The 18,291-nt window shown below is 39.7% G+C and carries 16 protein-coding genes; 12 read left to right on the top strand and 4 right to left on the bottom strand.

The window, feature by feature from the left end; translation table 11 throughout:
• Positions 1-78 precede the first annotated feature (78 nt).
• The 3 genes from MKY51_RS14970 (at position 79) to MKY51_RS14960 (ending at position 3,525) form a co-directional block, all read left to right on the top strand.
• The gene (locus MKY51_RS14970; RefSeq protein ID WP_339173532.1) at positions 79-1,620 is read left to right on the top strand and encodes a GNAT family N-acetyltransferase; all 1,542 of its coding nucleotides are present in this window, start codon (positions 79-81) and stop codon (positions 1,618-1,620) included.
• 134 nt (positions 1,621-1,754) lie between these two features.
• Complete coding sequence (locus MKY51_RS14965; protein WP_339173530.1) at positions 1,755-2,867, top strand: GAF domain-containing sensor histidine kinase; 1,113 nt, start codon at positions 1,755-1,757, stop codon at positions 2,865-2,867.
• Between the two features lie 10 nt (positions 2,868-2,877).
• Positions 2,878-3,525, top strand: a complete 648-nt coding sequence (locus MKY51_RS14960; protein ID WP_339173527.1) for a response regulator transcription factor — start codon at positions 2,878-2,880, stop codon at positions 3,523-3,525.
• Between the two features lie 100 nt (positions 3,526-3,625).
• On the opposite strand, the gene MKY51_RS14955 is transcribed toward MKY51_RS14960, so the two are convergent.
• Complete coding sequence (locus MKY51_RS14955) at positions 3,626-4,972, bottom strand: hemolysin family protein (RefSeq protein ID WP_339173525.1); 1,347 nt, start codon at positions 4,970-4,972, stop codon at positions 3,626-3,628.
• Positions 4,973-5,352: 380 nt separating this feature from the next.
• Complete coding sequence (locus MKY51_RS14950; protein ID WP_339173522.1) at positions 5,353-5,562, bottom strand: YheE family protein; 210 nt, start codon at positions 5,560-5,562, stop codon at positions 5,353-5,355.
• A 108-nt stretch (positions 5,563-5,670) separates the two neighbouring features.
• On the opposite strand from MKY51_RS14950, the gene MKY51_RS14945 reads away from it, so the two are divergent.
• The 7 genes from MKY51_RS14945 to MKY51_RS14915 all read left to right on the top strand — a co-directional run bounded on the left by MKY51_RS14945 (position 5,671) and on the right by MKY51_RS14915 (position 11,881).
• Positions 5,671-6,816: a DUF445 family protein gene (locus MKY51_RS14945; protein ID WP_339173519.1), complete on the top strand. Its 1,146-nt coding sequence runs from the start codon at positions 5,671-5,673 to the stop codon at positions 6,814-6,816.
• A 22-nt stretch (positions 6,817-6,838) separates the two neighbouring features.
• Positions 6,839-7,183: a YlbF family regulator gene (locus MKY51_RS14940; protein ID WP_339173517.1), complete on the top strand. Its 345-nt coding sequence runs from the start codon at positions 6,839-6,841 to the stop codon at positions 7,181-7,183.
• Between the two features lie 170 nt (positions 7,184-7,353).
• Entirely contained in the window at positions 7,354-8,856 is a 1,503-nt protein-coding gene (locus MKY51_RS14935) for a coproporphyrinogen III oxidase (RefSeq protein ID WP_339173515.1), read from the top strand.
• 200 nt (positions 8,857-9,056) lie between these two features.
• The gene (locus MKY51_RS14930) at positions 9,057-10,253 is read left to right on the top strand and encodes an MBL fold metallo-hydrolase (protein ID WP_339173513.1); all 1,197 of its coding nucleotides are present in this window, start codon (positions 9,057-9,059) and stop codon (positions 10,251-10,253) included.
• Complete coding sequence (locus MKY51_RS14925; RefSeq protein WP_339173512.1) at positions 10,240-10,485, top strand: DUF3006 domain-containing protein; 246 nt, start codon at positions 10,240-10,242, stop codon at positions 10,483-10,485. The genes MKY51_RS14930 and MKY51_RS14925 overlap by 14 nt, the downstream gene beginning before the upstream one ends.
• Before the next feature lie 123 nt (positions 10,486-10,608).
• Positions 10,609-11,397: an HAD family hydrolase gene (locus MKY51_RS14920; protein ID WP_339173510.1), complete on the top strand. Its 789-nt coding sequence runs from the start codon at positions 10,609-10,611 to the stop codon at positions 11,395-11,397.
• A gap of 109 nt (positions 11,398-11,506) precedes the next feature.
• Positions 11,507-11,881, top strand: coding sequence for a DNA polymerase III subunit delta (locus MKY51_RS14915; protein ID WP_339173507.1), 375 nt, complete (start codon positions 11,507-11,509; stop codon positions 11,879-11,881).
• Positions 11,882-11,913: 32 nt separating this feature from the next.
• Here the strand turns inward: MKY51_RS14915 and MKY51_RS14910 are convergent, their stop codons facing one another.
• Together MKY51_RS14910 and serA are read right to left on the bottom strand one after the other, a co-directional pair.
• Positions 11,914-13,167, bottom strand: a complete 1,254-nt coding sequence (locus MKY51_RS14910; RefSeq protein WP_339173505.1) for a polysaccharide deacetylase family protein — start codon at positions 13,165-13,167, stop codon at positions 11,914-11,916.
• 224 nt (positions 13,168-13,391) lie between these two features.
• On the bottom strand, positions 13,392-15,020 hold the full coding sequence (serA, locus tag MKY51_RS14905; RefSeq protein ID WP_339173503.1) for a phosphoglycerate dehydrogenase: 1,629 nt from the start codon (positions 15,018-15,020) through the stop codon (positions 13,392-13,394).
• Between the two features lie 695 nt (positions 15,021-15,715).
• Here serA and MKY51_RS14900 point away from each other — a divergent pair.
• Entirely contained in the window at positions 15,716-17,401 is a 1,686-nt protein-coding gene (locus MKY51_RS14900; protein WP_339173501.1) for an FAD-binding dehydrogenase, read from the top strand.
• 66 nt (positions 17,402-17,467) lie between these two features.
• Positions 17,468-18,250 (top strand): enoyl-CoA hydratase, encoded by a 783-nt coding sequence (locus tag MKY51_RS14895; RefSeq protein ID WP_339173498.1) that lies wholly within the window; start codon positions 17,468-17,470, stop codon positions 18,248-18,250.
• Positions 18,251-18,291 lie beyond the last annotated feature (41 nt).

The raw sequence follows: 18,291 nt of genomic DNA, 5'->3' as shown, positions 1-18,291 counted from the left end.
TGAATTCGAGAAAAAGTAAATTACTACGTTTATTAAAGGCTATTAAAAGGAAAGTTAAATACGGAGGGGGAGTTAAGTATGACAGATTCATTAGATATGTCCAAATTTGAAAAACCAATGATTATCCGAAATATGACAATAGAGGATATTGACTCAATATTAGAAATTCAGCGTATATGTTTTCCGGGGATGGAGCCTTGGGAACGAGCGCATTTATACAGCCATTTATCCATTTTTCCAGAAGGACAAATGGTAGCGGAGCTTGATGGAAAAGTAATTGGTTCCTGCTCGAGCCTGCGCATAAACTTCGATGAATACGATGACCGCCATACATGGAACGATATTACCGACAACGGCTTTATTACTAACCATAATCCGGATGGTTATAATCTGTACGGAATTGAAGTAATGGTGCACCCGGCTTATCGTCGTATGAAAGTCGGTCAAAGGCTATATGAAGCGCGAAAAGATTTGGCACGAACACTTAATCTGAAATCGATCATTATTGGCGGCCGTATTCCAAACTATCATGTCCATTCGGATGAGATGAGTCCACGTGATTATGTAGATGCGGTAAGTCGCCATAAAATATATGACCCGGTGCTGACATTCCAAATGATGAACGGCTTTATTTTAATGCGTATTAATCCAAACTATTTACCGGATGATACAGCTTCAGGCAAATATGCGACATTAATGGAATGGAACAACGTGGATTATCGACCGCTGACAAAGCGTCACTTCAAGACGAGCTATCCAGTGCGTATTTGTGTTGTGCAATATATGATGCGTGCAATCGATTCCTTCGAGGATTTTGCGAAGCAGTGTGAATACTTTGTGGATGTCGGATCTGATGCAGGATCGGATTTTGTTGTCTTTCCGGAAATTTTCACAACCCAGCTGATGAGTTTCCTAAATGAGAAATCACCGTCACAGGCTGTTCGTAAATTAACGAAATATACACCAGAATATATCGAACTGTTTACGAGTCTGGCGGTCCGCTACAATGTCAACATTATCGGCGGTTCGCATTTTGTTGAGGAAGAAGACGAGGAAATCTACAATATCGCTTACTTATTCAGACGTGACGGGACGATTGAAAAACAATATAAAATTCACATTACACCAAACGAACGTTTATGGTGGGGCATCAGTAACGGGGATAAAGTCCGCGTGTTCGATACGGACTGCGGCAAGATTGCCATTCAGATTTGTTATGATATCGAGTTTCCTGAACTTGCACGCATTGCGACAGATATGGGAGCGAATATTATTTTCACACCGTTTTGTACAGAAGACCGCCAAGGCTATTTACGCGTGCGCTATTGTGCACAGGCACGTGCGGTTGAAAACCAGATTTATACGGTCATTTCCGGAACAGTCGGAAACTTGCCTGAAACGGAAAACATGGATATCCAGTATGCGCAATCAGGCATCTTCGCACCAAGCGATTTTGAGTTTGCAAGGGATGGCATCGTAGGAGAAACGAGCCCGAACCTGGAGATGGTATTGATCGGGGATGTCGATCTTGAAATATTGAGAAGACAACGCCAAGACGGTACCGTAAAGCATCTTAAAGACAGACGCCATGACGTATACCGCGTGGAATATTTAAAATAATTTACACCGAAATTCTGCTATTGTAAAAAATAGCAGGATTTTTTTCATTCAAAAGTATGAGAGGGATAGCGGTGCGCTCTATTTAATTGAAATGGTATGATAGAGAAAAGTGAAGTTGCAAAGGAAGAGCCAGTATGACAAAAGACCAATCTAATATTGCCATATTAAAAGAAATAGCGGAGCTGTTAAACGAGGAAACAGAAATGATTCCAATGCTGAATGGGGCGCTGTCCAAATTTTTAAGCGGTACGAAATTTGAGACAGGCTGGATTTTCTTTATCGATGAAAAAGGGAAATCGGAGCTTGTCGTGAAACAGGACTTGCCGGATGCGCTGAGCCATAACAATTGCCACTATTTAAAGAAGGGCGGTTGCTGGTGTGTATCCCGTTTCCGTAATGAAGAATTAAAAAAAGCTTCGAATATTATTGAATGCCAGCGCATAGAAAGTGCCATCGCCGCAAATGTAGGCGACCATAACGAAATTACCCACCATGCGACAGTACCGTTGCAGTCAGGGCAGGAACGCTTCGGCTTGCTGAATGTTGCTTCCAGAAATACGGTACGCTTTTCCGATGAAGAGCTGGATTTACTTGAATCGGTTGCTTTTCAGATGGGTTCTGCGATTAAACGTATTTACTTAACGAATGAACAGCAGGAAATCGCGCTTGTTCAAGAACGTAACCGTTTAGCACGTGATTTACATGACTCTGTCAATCAGCTGCTTTTTTCAGTGACACTGACGGCCCGTGCTGGAGTAGAGATGAGCAACGAGCAGGACATTAAAGAAACATTTAAGGATATTCAGCAGCTTACACAGGAGGCTTTGACGGAAATGCGTGCACTCATTTGGCAGCTCCGTCCGAAAGGTTTGGAAAGCGGACTCATTGAAGCGATTAAAGTGTATGCAGAAATGCTGAGCCTTAAATTAACGGTCAATGTTACCGGTGTTATTCAATTTCCTTCCAGAATAGAGGAAACGCTTTTCCGAATTACTCAGGAAGCATTGAACAATGTACGAAAACATGCGGGTGTAAAGAGTGTGGAAATATATATCAACGTGACTCCTACCGATGTATTACTTGTTGTTAATGATTCAGGCCATGGCTTTAATGTGGAGGCACATCGCCGTATACCGTCAATCGGCATGCAATCGATTATCGACAGAGCGCATTCTGTTGGAGGAACGGCAGATTGGGTAAGTGAAATTGGAAAAGGGACAGAATTGCTTGTCCGTTTACCATACTAGGGGGGATTTGATGATACGGGTACTAATAGCAGATGACCATCATGTAGTAAGACGAGGCTTGTTATTCTTTTTAAAAACTCAAAAGGATATTGAAGTTGTAGGAGAAGCGAAAAACGGATTAGAAGCAGTAGAGCTTGTTGAACAACTTTCTCCGGATATTGTTTTAATGGACCTCGTCATGCCTGAGATGGATGGTATTCAGGCAACAAAGAAAATAAAAAACAGCTGGCCGGATATTAAAATCCTGATGCTGACAAGTTTTTCGGATAAAGACCATGTGCTGCCGGCAATGGATGCCGGGGCTTCAGGCTATCAGTTAAAAGATATTGAACCGGATGATTTGGTCGAATCAATCCGTCAGATTATGCGCGGCGAAAATACAATCCATCCGGAAGCGACTACGCAATTAGAAGAAGGGCTGCGTGAAGATGAAAACAAGCCCCATATTTTAAATCCGCTGACACCGAGAGAACAGGACGTATTGGCAGAACTGACAAAGGGCAAAAGTAACAGGGAAATCGCGTCTTCACTATATGTAACAGAAAAAACGGTTAAAACGCATATATCGAATATTTTTGCGAAGCTTCATGTACAGGATCGTACGCAGGCAGCTTTATATGCAGTAAAACATAATTTAACTGAATCGAATGAAAGCTAAATGAGGATGAAACTGTTTCTGTTGAACCAGGTCATTTCATCCGGTAAATTAAAAACCTCACTTTTTCTCCGTTGAAGGAAAAGTGAGGTTTTTGTATGGATTATAGAATTTCCTCGTCTGTCGTTTCAGACGGTGGAAGTTTTGTTACTTCAATATACAAAATGTGGTGACCATCGAGTTCAGTTACTTTGAACCTGTGGCCTTCCGCTTCGATGATATCGCCTTCTTGAACATCAAAGCGTTGTGTCATGAACCAGCCACCGATTGTATCGATATCTTCATCTTCAAACGTTGTACCTAAAATATCATTCATTTCCTGCAATAACATTTTAGCGTCAAAGATATAGTGGTCTTCAGCGATTTCCTGAATTTCAGGGATTTCATCTTCATCGAATTCGTCTTGAATATCACCGATAATTTCCTCGATAATATCTTCAATTGTTACTAAACCGGAAGTACCACCGTATTCATCCATTAAAATGGCCATATGAATACGTTCGTTTTGAATTTTTAATAATAAATCACTAATAGGAATTGTTTCAATTACTCGAATAACCGGTTGCATATATTCATCAACAAGCTTATCGCCATTTGCAGCATCTTTAATATAGGCTGTTAATAAATGCTTCATGTTAACAAGACCAATGACATGGTCTTTGTCTCCATCAGTAACAGGGTAACGTGTATATTGTTCAATGCCCATTACTTCAAATACTTCGCGAATCGTTTGACCTCTTTCAATACTGATAATTTCAGTTCGAGGTACCATTATCTCCTTCGCTATTCGATCAGAAAACTCAAAAATACTATTAACATATTCGTATTCAGAGTGGTTAATTTCCCCACCTTTGAAGCTGTCTGATAAAATCATGCGAAGCTCTTCTTCAGAGTGCGCTTCTTCTGTTTCAGAAACCATCTTCAAGCCAAATGCCCCAGATAATGCACGTGCCGAACCATTTAAGGCACGGATGAAAGGATACATAATGTTATGGAACAGAATTAAAAATCCGGAAAGCTTTAATGTTACGGCTTCTGCTTTTTGAATAGCGAAAGTTTTTGGAGCTAATTCCCCTACGACAACGTGGATAAATGTTACGAGTGAGAAGGCAACAATAAATGAAAGAACAGTTGTGAGATTACCACTTAAGTTAAAGAACTCAAATACTGGATGAAGAATTATTTCGAAAGTCGGTTCTCCGAGCCATCCGAGTCCTAATGCCGTAATCGTAATTCCGAGCTGACAAGCAGATAAATACTCATCAAGGTTTGAAATTACCTTTTTTGCCCGCATCGCAGATTTATTTCCTTCTGCAACGAGCTGATCAATTTTTGTCGTTCTTACTTTAACTATTGCAAACTCAGTTGCAACAAAAAATGCCGTAGCGGCAATTAAGATAGCAAATGCTATCAACCTAATGGTTAGTTCGATTCCTATGTCTACGTCCAACTATATTCTCTATTCGCGGCGCAAATGAGCGTGGCAAATAAAGAGTACACCTCCTAAAAAAAATTTAATACTACAATCATAAAATATTTAAGTAAAAAAAACAATTTCTGAATTTGAAAATTGAGGAAAAAATTTGGAGGGGAATTTGTAATTTATAATTAGTAAGAAGAATCATTTACCATATGTGGATAAATTGATAGAAAATTGAAATTTCGATAGATTTATGCTAATGTAAAATGGTAGATAATGATAATTTAGTAGGCAGATAAATTAGCAAACGCCAGCAACTATAATTTCCTGCAGCCAGCTATTAAATTATGATTAACTCGAACGCGCATAAAAATGGGAGCATCGAAAATTCGACTGCTCCCATTTGTTTTTTATTCGTAAACGTGAAAGAGCATTAACTCGTGAATCATTTTCTCAAGCTGTTCTTTCTGTTCTTCAGCAGGGCTTTCCCCGATGAATTTGATGCTTCCATCTTTATAATATTCCGCAACATAACGTTTCTGCTCATAGAAAAAACGGATGGACCACCCCGGTATTTGACTGTTTTCAAATAATGGCTTATAGCTAAAATGTTGAATCATGAAACTTCCCTCCCATTTTTATCGTACAAGAAAGTAGTACATTGTTGCAATTTTTCTTTTTTGAATTTAATAATAGAACATACACATGATGAAGAAAGAGTGAGCAAAATGGGAGAATTTATTTCGCTAATATTCCTGCTTGGTGTTGTAGGTGCTGTCGTTGGTGCAGCGACAAACTATATGGCAATCAAAATGCTGTTCAGACCATATAAGCCGATCTATTTTAAAAAATGGAAACTGCCGCTAACGCCTGGTCTGATTCCGAAACGCCGTGAGGATTTAGCGATTCAGTTAGGAAAAACCGTTTCGGAATATTTACTGACACCTGAAACAATTAAGAAAAAGTTTTTATCAAAGGAAATACGTGACAATGTATTAACCTTTGCACAAAATAAAGTGACGCAAGAAATCTTTACTAATGAAAAAACGATTAATGATTGGATTCGTTTGGCGGGCTTCACACAATTACCGCAAACAGTGGAAGGAAAAGTGGATGAACATATTCATGCACAATTCCATAAAGTAAAAAATACGTTATCCACAAAAGCGATTCGCGAACTGTTACCGAATGATCTGGAGCCAGTGCTGGACCAGAAAATCGATGAGGCTGTTGTACAGATCCTGCAAAAAGGCGAAGATTATTTTATGTCGCCGGAAGGTATGATGACAATTAAAAACATGCTGGATGACTTCCTGTCGACGAAAGGTTCGTTTGGCGGAATGATCCAAATGTTTTTAGGGGACTCGACATCACTTGTTGATAAAGTACAGCGTGAGCTTATAAAGTTTTTAAAGGCTCCGGGAACAGCAGCGCTTTTACATCGGATTTTCACAACAGAATGGGAAAAAATTAAAAATCGCCCGGCAATGGACTTTATGAATGATGTAAACTTTGATACGATTGAAACGAGTATCCAAAGCTATGCAAAAAATGCATTGGCATTGGAGGCACGTCTGGATAAAACGATTAATGACTATTGGCCACAAGGAAAAGACTGGGCTACAAATGATCTGCTACCTAAAATGATGGATAAAACATTTATTGCAGCAGAAGGTAAAATCGAAGACGTACTGAAGCGACTCAACTTAGCGGAAGTCGTTCGAGAGCAGGTAGATTCTTTCCCTATTGCCAAATTAGAAGAGCTTGTACTAGGCATTATTAGTAAAGAGCTGAAATTAATCACATGGCTGGGCGGCATTATTGGTGGTCTTGTCGGGATCATTCAAGCGTTAATCGTCTTTTTGACGAACTAAAATGAGAAAGTAGGTATATTACATGATTAATATTTATGAAGATATTAATAAACTTGAAGCAACATTCCGCAAGACTGATGAGTTTCAAAATTTAAAGAACGCAGTGGAAACTGTACGTGCAGATGAGGAAGCGAAAGTATTATTCACAAACTTCCGCGATGTACAATTAAAGATGCAGGACAAACAAAATGCTGGTGAAGAAATTACAGAAGAAGAATATGTATTTTTACAAAAAACAGCACAGTTAGCTCAGCAAAATGCGAAAATTATTGCAATGCTTGAAGCGGAAATGGCTTTAAGTTCAGTAATTCAAGAAATTAACCGTATTATCACACAGCCAATCCAAGCAATGTACGACGGACTATAAGATTCAGGAGGGTCACACTTTTGTGTGGCTCTTTTTTTATTTCAGTAATTTTTTTAAGTATTGACCCTATTAATTTTACAAAGATTGAACATGTTTTTTTTCTTCTACCTTAATATTTGTTACAATGAGATAGATTTTTTATTTATTACAATAAGAAGGTAGAGAATAACATGAAAACGATTCATATTAATGAGCATTTCAAAGAAGACTGGACACGTGTTCTTAATCATATAGCCAATTTATTTTACGAGGATTCCGTTATTCAAATCGATCAGGACGGTTCGGATATGTCGATTGAATTTAACAAGTCTATCGATGAAAATTTTACGATTTCCACATTTGCCAAGTTAAAAGTGGATGGACAGGAATATACGAGCGACTATTCGATTAAGTATGCGACAGAAGGAACGGAAAAAGAGCAAAACATCCGAATGAAACGTGCATTGTCACATGTCATGCTGGATGTACTTGAACAATATTCTGGCATGACTCAACAGTGGGGAATTTTAACAGGAGTCCGTCCGACAAAGCTTTATCACAAATACCGTAAAGCCGGTATGAATGACGAGCAAATTGCCGCGGTACTAAAAGAGGATTACCGAATTTCGGATCAAAAGATTGCGTTAATGAAAGCGATTGTTGAGCGACAACTGACAGTTATTCCGGATCTGGATGAGCTTGGGAAGGAAATCTCAATTTATATTGGGGTTCCGTTTTGTCCGACAATGTGTGCGTATTGCACATTCCCGGCGTATGCGATCCAATCAAACCGTAAAGCAGGGCGCGTAGAAAAATTCATCGATGGTCTTCACATTGAGCTGCGTGAAATGGGCAAATGGCTGACAGAAAAAAATATGCGCATCACTTCGATTTACTGGGGCGGGGGTACACCGACTTCAATCGAGGCACATGAAATGGATGCATTATATAAAACGATGTTCGATGCTTTCCCGAATCCGGAGTCCATTCGTGAAATTACAGTAGAAGCAGGTCGTCCGGATACAATTACACCTGAGAAAATCGAAGTGTTGAAAAAATGGGGCATTGACCGTATTTCGGTTAACCCGCAAAGCTATACGCAAGAAACATTAAAAGCGATTGGCCGTCATCATACTGTTGAAGAAACAGTAGAGAAGTTTTGGCTATCCCGCAATTCCGGCATGAATAATATCAATATGGATTTGATTATCGGCTTGCCGAATGAAGGTATTGAAGAATTCGAACATTCATTAGCGGAATCTGCAAAAATGCAGCCTGAAAGTTTAACGGTTCATACGCTTAGCTTTAAGCGTGCATCGGAAATGACGCGTAACAAAGATAAGTATAAAGTTGCCGACCGCGATACAGTTGGAAAAATGATGCAGATGGCAACAGAATGGACAGCTGAAAACGGCTATGTTCCATATTACTTATACCGCCAGAAAAATATTTTAGGAAACTTGGAAAACGTCGGCTATTGTAAACCGGAAGAAGAATCGATCTACAATATTGTCATCATGGAAGAAGTGCAAACGATTTTAGGAATCGGCTGCGGGGCTTCTTCAAAGTTTGTGCATCCAACTACCGGCAAAATTACACAGTTCCACAATCCGAAAGATCCAGCAGCATATATCCTGACATTTGAAGAATCCATCGCCAAGAAAATCGCCATTTTAGATGAGCTGTATTCTTAATTGATGACCTTCAATATTTGATTGAAAAAGCTTAGAAAAAAAACGGATATTTTTACGCACAGCAAAAAAGAGCCATTTTTCTCATAGAGGAAAATGGCTCTTTTGGTTAAGTCGCTGCTTTTTTCTGCGAAGCGGAGATTTTTATAATGAGATCAACTTGTGTAAACTAGTAAGAGAGTAAAAGAAAAGGATTTGTTGCAATGAAAAAATTAATAGGACTGCTAATGTTCACCTTACTAGTCGTAGCAGGATGTACAGAACCAGTCGAAGAAACTTACGAAGCCCCGCTAAAAGAAATGACCGTCCACTTTATTGACGTAGGGCAGGGGGATTCCATTTTCATCGAAGCACCAAACGGAAAAACGATGCTTATTGACGGGGGCGTAAAAGGTGCCGGTAAAGAAGTTGTCGCCTATTTAAAGGCACAGGGAGTCAACCGGTTGGACTATGTAGTCGCTACACATCCGGATGCTGACCATATCGGCGGACTGATTTCCGTGCTGAATTCAATCTCCATTAAGGAATTTATTGATTCCGGAAAAGTACATACGTCACAAACATATGAAGAAATGCTAAGCCTCATTCAAGCCAAAAATATTAAGTTTACGATCCCTAAAGCAGGGGATGAATTTCAGCTGGAGGACAATCTTATAATAGAAGTTCTTGCTGCAGATGAAACGGCTTCTGATAATAATGATGCTTCCATCGTACTGCGCGCGGAATACCAAAATATTTCGTTCTTATTAATGGGAGATGCAGACCACGGTGTAGAGCAGGAGCTTTTACAAAAGGGAACCGATGTACAGGCAACCATTTTAAAAGCAGGTCATCACGGGTCGAATACGAGCAGTTCGCCAAAGTTTGTAGAAGCGGTAAGTCCACTCGCTACCATATTAAGCTATGGACAGGACAATAAATACGGTCACCCGCATGCAGAAGTCATCGATATATTAAAAAATGTGAACAGTGAAATATATAGTACTGCTGAAGCCGGAACGATTGTGATTACAACAGATGGGGTAACCTATGACATAGGTGCACCGCAGTGGACAGGTGTTGGAGCAACAAGTTCGATACCGGCATCAGCCTCTACAAAGAGCGGCAAAGTCGAACTGATCAGCAAAGATCTGTATGAAGAAATTGTTGTCATCCAAAATAGTAGTAATCAGTCGGTAAATTTGGAAGGCTGGAAACTAATATCTGTTGAAGGCAATCAAGTATTTGATTTCCCGGATATGAATTTGGCACCAGGGAAAAAGCTTTCGATTACAAGTGGTCCCGATGCAAAAGCAGGTGCGGGCACACTCGAATGGACAAAAAGACAGATCTGGTTAAACAGTGGTGATGCAGCTCAATTAGTCAATGTGAAAGGGGAAGTTGTAAGTGAACTACAATAAATATACACTAGACCGATTTGATGGAGATTATGCAATTTTTTTAAAACGCCCGGAAGAAACAGAGCAACTTCTGATCCATCATACTGAAATTCCATCAGAACTTAAAGAAGGCGATATCGTAAATATTATGGATGATGGTTTTGATTATAAGATTGAGTTGCTGAAAGAAGAAACTGAAAATCAAAAAGCGCGTGTCAACAATCTGTTACAGCAATTAAGAAACAAGGAATAACAGGCGTTTACTTCGAAAATGCATCCATACTGGAAAATTTAGAAAAATCAAAAAGTATCAGAAATTGTACGCTTTAGTATGGTAAAATATATGGGTACATATATTAATTTTAGGAGCGTAACAATGGCTATCAAAACAATAATTTTCGATTTAGATGATACTTTATTATTCGATCAACATTCAGTGAAAACGGCATTTGAAAAGACATGTGACTATGCAGCGACTAAAAAAAGCGTCGACGCAAAAGATTTGGAAGAAGCGGTAAGATCGGCAGCGCGAAGTCTTTATGAAAGTTATCCTACATATGACTACACGGTCTTAATCGGCATTAACCCGTTTGAAGGTCTTTGGGGAACATTTGATGATCCGACACCACAATTTCAGCAGATGAAAGAAATTGTCCCTGCGTACCGTACTGAAGCTTGGACAAAAGGGTTGGCGGCTGTCGGGATTGAAGATGCCGCATTAGGCGCAGAACTTGGGGAGCGTTTCGTAGAAGAGCGTAAAAAAGCACCATTTTTCTATGAGGATACATTTGCTGTATTGGATGAATTAAAAGGGAAATACGAGCTTGTGCTATTAACGAATGGTGCACCAAGTTTACAAAATTTAAAGTTGGAGATAACTCCGGAGATTGTCCCGTATTTTGACCATATTGTGATTTCGGGTGATTTCGGTAAAGGGAAACCGGATGCTTCCATTTTCGAGTATGTTATGGAAAAAGCGCAGGTTACGAAAGATGAAGCCATCATGGTCGGCGATAATTTAATGACCGATATTTTAGGCTCTTCGCGTGTCGGTATGCGCAACGTTTGGATTAACCGCGAAAGCAAACCGCATAATCCGGAAATTGTACCAACATATGAAGTAACATCTCTTACAGAATTTTTACAGTTAGTGAAAACATTATAAACTAGTAGACGCACTTTACTTTAAGTAAGTGCGTTTTTGGTTTAAAAGAATGAATTTTCTAAAAATTAATGTTATAATAGTTGTATGAAGGGATGAAAGAGGTTTTTCTATGGTAAATAATAATGGATGTCGCTGTGAAAACTGCGGCCGCACAAACAATTCAGTTCAGATCAATCCGGTAACGGTTGACCATCATACAGCATACCTTTGTTTGGCATGTGAACATGTGCTTCATTTACCTGAAAACAAAAATCGATTTTTCAGCCTTGTACGCAGCAAAAACAGAAAACAGGCCAATCCGGAAATGCAAGGAGCACACCGCATCCTGTCTGCATTTATTGCGGTTGGTGTCTTATTTTTCGTTGCGATTGCAGCATTAGGAGTTGCGCAAAGTACGGACATTGTGACATTGCCACAATTTGAAGCTGAATCTATTTTAATAAATGAGCAATTAACGTTTTTACAATTAAGAGCATTTAATTAAGGACCTGGAGAAACATTCACAGGTCCTTTTATTTATTTTCCCAACAGTTCGGAAACAGTCACAAATTCATAGCCCTGTTTTTGAAGTGTAGCCAACACCTCATCCAATGCATCGGCAGTAGTCTGGTGAATGTCATGCATCAATATGATACTCCCATTTTTTGCATGTTCTTTTACTGCTTGCACCGTTTTCTTCGGATCACGGTGCTTCCAGTCAAGTGTATCTATAGTCCACAGTACGTTCGGGACATTTAATTGGTCAGTAATCGTTTTATCATAGCTTCCATACGGCGGGCGGAAAACGGTTGCCCGTTGACCGATCGTCGATTTTATAAGTGTATCGGTTGCCTGGATTTGCTGCTTTATTTCCTTAGCGGATAATGCTGTCAGTTTTACATGATTAAATGTATGATTGCCTATCTCATGGCCAGCATTATACACGGCCTTTAAAATTTCAGGATGTTCCTTCACCTCTTGCCCCACAACAAAAAATGTCGCTTTTGCCTCAAACTTCTCCAATATTTTTAAAATTTGTTTTGTCACTTTCGGGTGGGGACCATCATCGAATGTTAAAGCAATTTTCTTATCTTTTGCTGGTTTTGGGTTGGCGGGTTTTTCTTTTACAACAGGGGATGTAACGAGTCCATTCGTCAGTACATAGCCTGATAATTTATCTGTTGTTACAAACGCCCAACCTTTTAAATTCGTCAGCATTTTAACAGGGCTGTTTTTGCGTAACACACCAATTTCCGTACTCGAGGAGCTGGCAATCTCTCTTACAACTAAATCGTTTGAATTTTTGACGATCATTGCTTTCGAAACAGGTTTTACAATTGCCTGCTTATTGACAAAACCGGCAATACGTCCGTATTTTACAAAAACAAAGTCGGCAGTTGCAGATCCGTAAAGCTCTACTATTGTATTTAAATGAAGTTTTCCTTTAATATCGCTCTCTTCGTTATTCGTCACATGTACAAGCGGCTCTTCTTTTGCTTGTACAAGCATATATTGAGGGGGTGCAGACTTTAAATATTCACTTGGAATATAGCCTATCACTGTTTTATATTGAATTTCAGCCCATCCATCGGCTTCTGAAAGTACGATAACGGGTGATGCTTTTGACAGTGTTATCATTTTTTGCTCTAAAGTTTCATCAAATACCCCGGTCTCTAAAGTTGTAATTTTAATTGTGGCTGAAGGGGCAGCTGCATGGACACGCTCGTTATTAACTACGGAAACACCAACGATACAGAAAACAGTTAATAAGAAATAAAGTATTTTTTTCAACTAAACTCTCCTTTTAGTAAAAAGTGAGCGAATAGAGTGAACGGCTGGTGGGAATCGGGTAGAGGTTTTCACTTTCGCCAAGTAGTATGTAAGATTTTATCCACTCGAAGTTTCCGATCATAACAGATAAAATCGTCCTTTCAACTTATGTATGCGAAGGGGAAATATGTTAAAACAAAAAACTACTGATGAACGAAATTATCGTTCATCAGTAGTTGGAAGAATTAAAGTGTAATGGCTTTTACTTCATCAATATTTTCAAGTTGTGCTACATAAATTAAATCTTCTGTTGTTACTTCATTATCAACGACAAGCATCATGACTGCAGAGCCGCCGATTTGATCGCGACCAACCTGCATTGTTGCGATATTGATGTCTTTTTCTGCAAGCTTAGTCGCAACACGGCCGATTGAACCTGGTTTATCCTGGTTTTTAATGTAAAGCAGATTGCCGTTAGGAATAACATCTACTACGAAACCTTCGACTTTAACGATGCGGGCACCAAGACCATTTAATAATGTACCGGCTACCGTATGTTTTTCAGTTTCCGTCACGATTTCAACCGTAATTAAATTTGTGAAGCCTTTAGCCGTTGTTGTTTTGTGTTCGTTAATTTGAATGCCGATACGCTCTGCCAGGTAACGTGCGTTCACATCATTCACGTGAGAGCCATGGTTTGTAGAAAGCAGACCTTTAATAGCATTTGCTGTTAATGGACGTACATCAAAGTTAGCAACTTCACCAGCATAAGAAATGTTCAATTGTTTGATGCTTTCTTCTGTAACCTGGATTAAAAACTTACCAAGCTTTTCGGCTAATGCGAAGAACGGTTCTACTTCCGCAAGTTTTTCTTTCGGAATAGATGGCATGTTAACCGGATTTGTTACAGTACCTGTTTTAAAGAATTTAATAATATCGTTTGATACATCGACTGCAACTGACTCCTGTGCTTCCACAGTAGATGCACCTAAGTGAGGTGTTGCAATCACTTGCGGCAATGTTAACAGTTTATGGTCTGTTGCAGGCTCTTGTACGAATACATCCAGAGCAGCACCTGCTACTTTACCTTCAACAATCGCATCATATAAATCATCTTCGTTAATAATCCCGCCGCGTGCACAGTTGATAATGCGGACACCGTCTTTCATAATCGCAAAACGTTCTTTGTTGATGAGGTTGCGAGTTTCAGGTAAAAGTGGTGTATGAACCGTTACAAAATCTGCTGCTGCACATACTTCGTCAACAGTACCTTTTGTAATACCCAACTCTTTTGCGCGATCTTCAGTTAAAAATGGGTCGTAGGCGATTACGTCCATACGTTGACCTTTTGCACGGTAAGCTACTTCAGCACCGATACGGCCCATTCCGATTACACCTAGAGTTTTGTTTTTGAGTTCAACCCCAACATAAGATTTACGATCCCATTTGCCGTTCTTTAATGTATTGAATGCTTGTGGAATATAACGGGCAAGAGATGTCATCATTGCGATGGTATGCTCAGCTGCAGAGTTTGTGTTCCCGTCCGGAGCGTTTACGACAATAATTCCATACTCTGTTGCGGCATTTAAATCGATGTTGTCAACACCTACACCGGCACGTCCGATTAACTTCAAGTTTTTCGCTGCTTCAATTACTTCGCGTGTAACCGTTGTTTGAGAGCGAACAAGTAATACATCTACATCGGCAATTCGAGCTATTAATTGTTCTGGTGTTAACCCTGTATCAACAATGATATTTAAGTTTAATTCTGTTTCCTGACGTAGCGGGAAAATCCCATCATCACTTAATGGATCTGCAATAAATACGTTGATTGTTTTTGTTTTCTTTTCGATTAATTGTGTTGCTGTCATCATAATCTCTCCTCAAAATTCACTATTATTTTTAATTAACCAACAAAAAAAGCCTTCCGTCCCTTACGAATTACGTAAGGGGCGAAAGGCATTCATTAAACAAATCGCGGTACCACCCTTATTCGTTGCCGACTATTTGAAAATAATAGTCATACAACCTTATCAATATGCGTAACGTGCATGGGACGGAATAACTTACTTTGGATGTTCGGCTATTCTATTCAAGAGTGGAACTAATTTAGCGTATACACTGGTTTACACCGACCACCAGCTCTCTTTGCTATACAAAACTAAATCGTATGTCTCTATCACAATAGTTTGTCGTTTTTAAATTTGATAACATCATAAACCCGATTGTTCACCTTTGTCAACGGAATTTTCAAAATTAATAAATAATTAATGATTTAAATAGCAAATATTCGGTTATTTCACGAACGATATTTAGGGATACTAAATTAAATATTCGTGTTTTTAGAAATGTATGAAAGCGCTAACGATATTGATTTACAGGGATTTGTTTGAATTTACTGAAAAATTGTGATTCAGAGTATTTATCGGAAAAATAACGATTTTACTATTTCACAAAAATTTTATTTTTATTTAAATTTTAATGCTTGAAAGAAAAATAATTAAAGAAGGGGAAATAAAAAATACCACGAAATTGTATAACAGATGCACTGACAAAGGGGGAGTAGAAAATGCATTATGATGCAATCGTAATTGGAGCGGGTTTAGCAGGATTAACTGCGGTTTGTCAGCTTATAGATGCGCAAAAAAAGGTATTACTTGTTGATCAGGAACCCGAAAATTCAATCGGGGGTCAGGCATTTTGGTCATTTGGAGGACTGTTTTTAGTAGATACACCTGAACAGAGAAGGTTAGGTATAAAAGACAGTAAGGAGCTTGCTTGGCAGGATTGGCGCGGCTCTGCAGGATTTGACCGATTAGAGGATGAGGATTACTGGGCATATGAATGGGCAAAGGCCTATGTAGATTTTGCTGCGGGGGAAAAATATGAGTGGCTGAAATCACAGGGCATTCAATTTTTCCCGGTTGTCGGCTGGGCAGAGCGTGGGGGTGCTTTAGCAGGCGGACACGGGAATTCAGTTCCGCGCTTTCATATCGTTTGGGGAACTGGTCCTGCGATTGTAGAAGCTTTTTCAAGTAAAGTACTGCAAGCTGTGGAAAGTGGTTTGATCGATTATTTGCCGCGCCATCAAGTAACGGATTTAATGACTGAAGATGGCGCTGTTACGGGCATTCAAGGGAATATTTTAGAAAATAGTATTATTCGCCGCGGTGAAGAAAGTTCAAGAGAAGTTATCGGAACATTTGAGTATACGGCAGATGCAGTCGTCGTAGCGAGCGGTGGCATCGGGGCAAATATAGAGCTTATTAAAGAAAATTGGCCGTCACGACTTGGATTGCCGCCGGAAAATATGGTATCCGGCGTTCCTGCATTTGTTGATGGAAAAATGCTCGAAATTACGGAGCGTGCTGGTGGGCGAATCGTCAATCGAGACCGGATGTGGCATTATACGGAAGGCTTGAAAAACTGGGATCCAATTTGGAAAAACCACGGAATTCGTATACTGCCAGGACCGTCCTCGATGTGGTTTGATGCAACAGGAAACCGTTTCAAAGCACCGAACTTTCCCGGTTTTGATACACTCAGCACACTTGAAGCCATTCAAAAAACAGGCTATGACTACTCCTGGTTCATATTGACAGAAAAAATAATCGAAAAGGAATTTGCATTATCCGGTTCTGAGCAAAATATGGATTTAACAAATAAAAGTATAATGGACGTGCTGAAGCGGGTTTTACCAGGGCCGCCCAAAGCCGTTCAGGCATTTAAAGAAAACGGGGAAGACTTTGTCATTGCGGATAGTTTAAAAGATTTAGTCGATGGGATGAACAAACTTGCAGGCAATGACTTGCTTGATTTTATGAATATAAAAGAGCAGATTTTAGCACGTGACCGTGAAATTGAAAATATCTTTTCAAAGGATGCGCAAATCAATGCATTGCACGGAGCAAGAAACTATATCGGGGATAAATTAATTCGTGCAGCGAAACCCCATAAAATTTTGGATCCGAAAGCCGGACCGTTAATTGCGGTACGTTTAAATATACTTACAAGAAAGACATTAGGGGGATTACAAACCAATTTAAACGGGCAAGTACTAAATGACGAGGGAAATCCTGTTCAAGGACTCTTTGCGGCAGGGGAAGTCAGCGGCTTTGGCGGCGGTGGTGTACATGGCTACCGTTCATTGGAAGGCACATTTTTAGGCGGGTGCCTATTTACGGGCTTGCAGGTCGGTAAATATTTAGCCACTTTTAAGCCTTTACCAAGCAAGGCCAAAGCATTGGAAGTGTGAAAATAAAGGAGATATGAAATCATTTGTCGAAATGAATGATTATTCATAAATAAGGGGTGCATACAATTGAATTTTGAAACTATTAATCTGGAAATCGCGGAGCGAAAAGCAACATTAACATTAAATCGCCCGACTGCTATGAATGCAATGGATTTTACAATGATGCGCGAATTGGCGGATTGCTTTGAAGCGCTACATAATGAAAAGGATGTTCAAATTCTTATCATTAGAGGGGAAGGGAGAGTCTTCTCTGCTGGCGGCGATGTAAAAATGATGGTTTCATCAGATGATTTTTCTGATTTTGGAACGATTATGGATGATATTTCACGTTTAGTGAAGGCGTATTATACACTTCCGATGATTACGATTGCACAAATTCATGGCGCTGCGGCCGGCTTAGGATTTAGCCTGGCGTTAGGAAGCGATATCATTGTTGCAGAGCAATCCAGTAAATTAGCGATGAACTTTATCGGCATCGGTTTAGTTCCTGACGGTGCAGGACACTTCTTTATGAAGGAACGTCTAGGAACACCAAAAGCGAAGCAAATGATATGGGAAGGAAAAGTGCTAAGCGGAGATGAAGCGCTAGCATTAGGACTCATTGATTATAATGTAGAAGATGGTCAGGCATTAGTAACCGTTGACCAGCTTGTCGGCAAGCTGTTGGCATCACCGATCTTGGCGAAGATTGAAACAAAGCTGATCTTGCATAACGCGAACTTGCCTGTATTAGAGCAAATATTGGAAGGCGAATCGGCCGGACAGGTGAAAATGCGTCAAACGCAGGATCATTTAGAAGGGATTCAGGCTTTCGTCGGAAAGAGAATGCCGCAATTTGAAGGGAAGTAAATAATATCGGGGGATGCTGGTGAAACAATGCCGGCTCCTCT

The sequence above is a fragment of the Solibacillus sp. FSL R5-0691 genome (assembly GCF_037974225.1).
Classification (GTDB): domain Bacteria; phylum Bacillota; class Bacilli; order Bacillales_A; family Planococcaceae; genus Solibacillus.
Note: the sequence above shows the minus strand (reverse complement) of the source record. Positions and strands in the feature narration are given on the sequence as shown.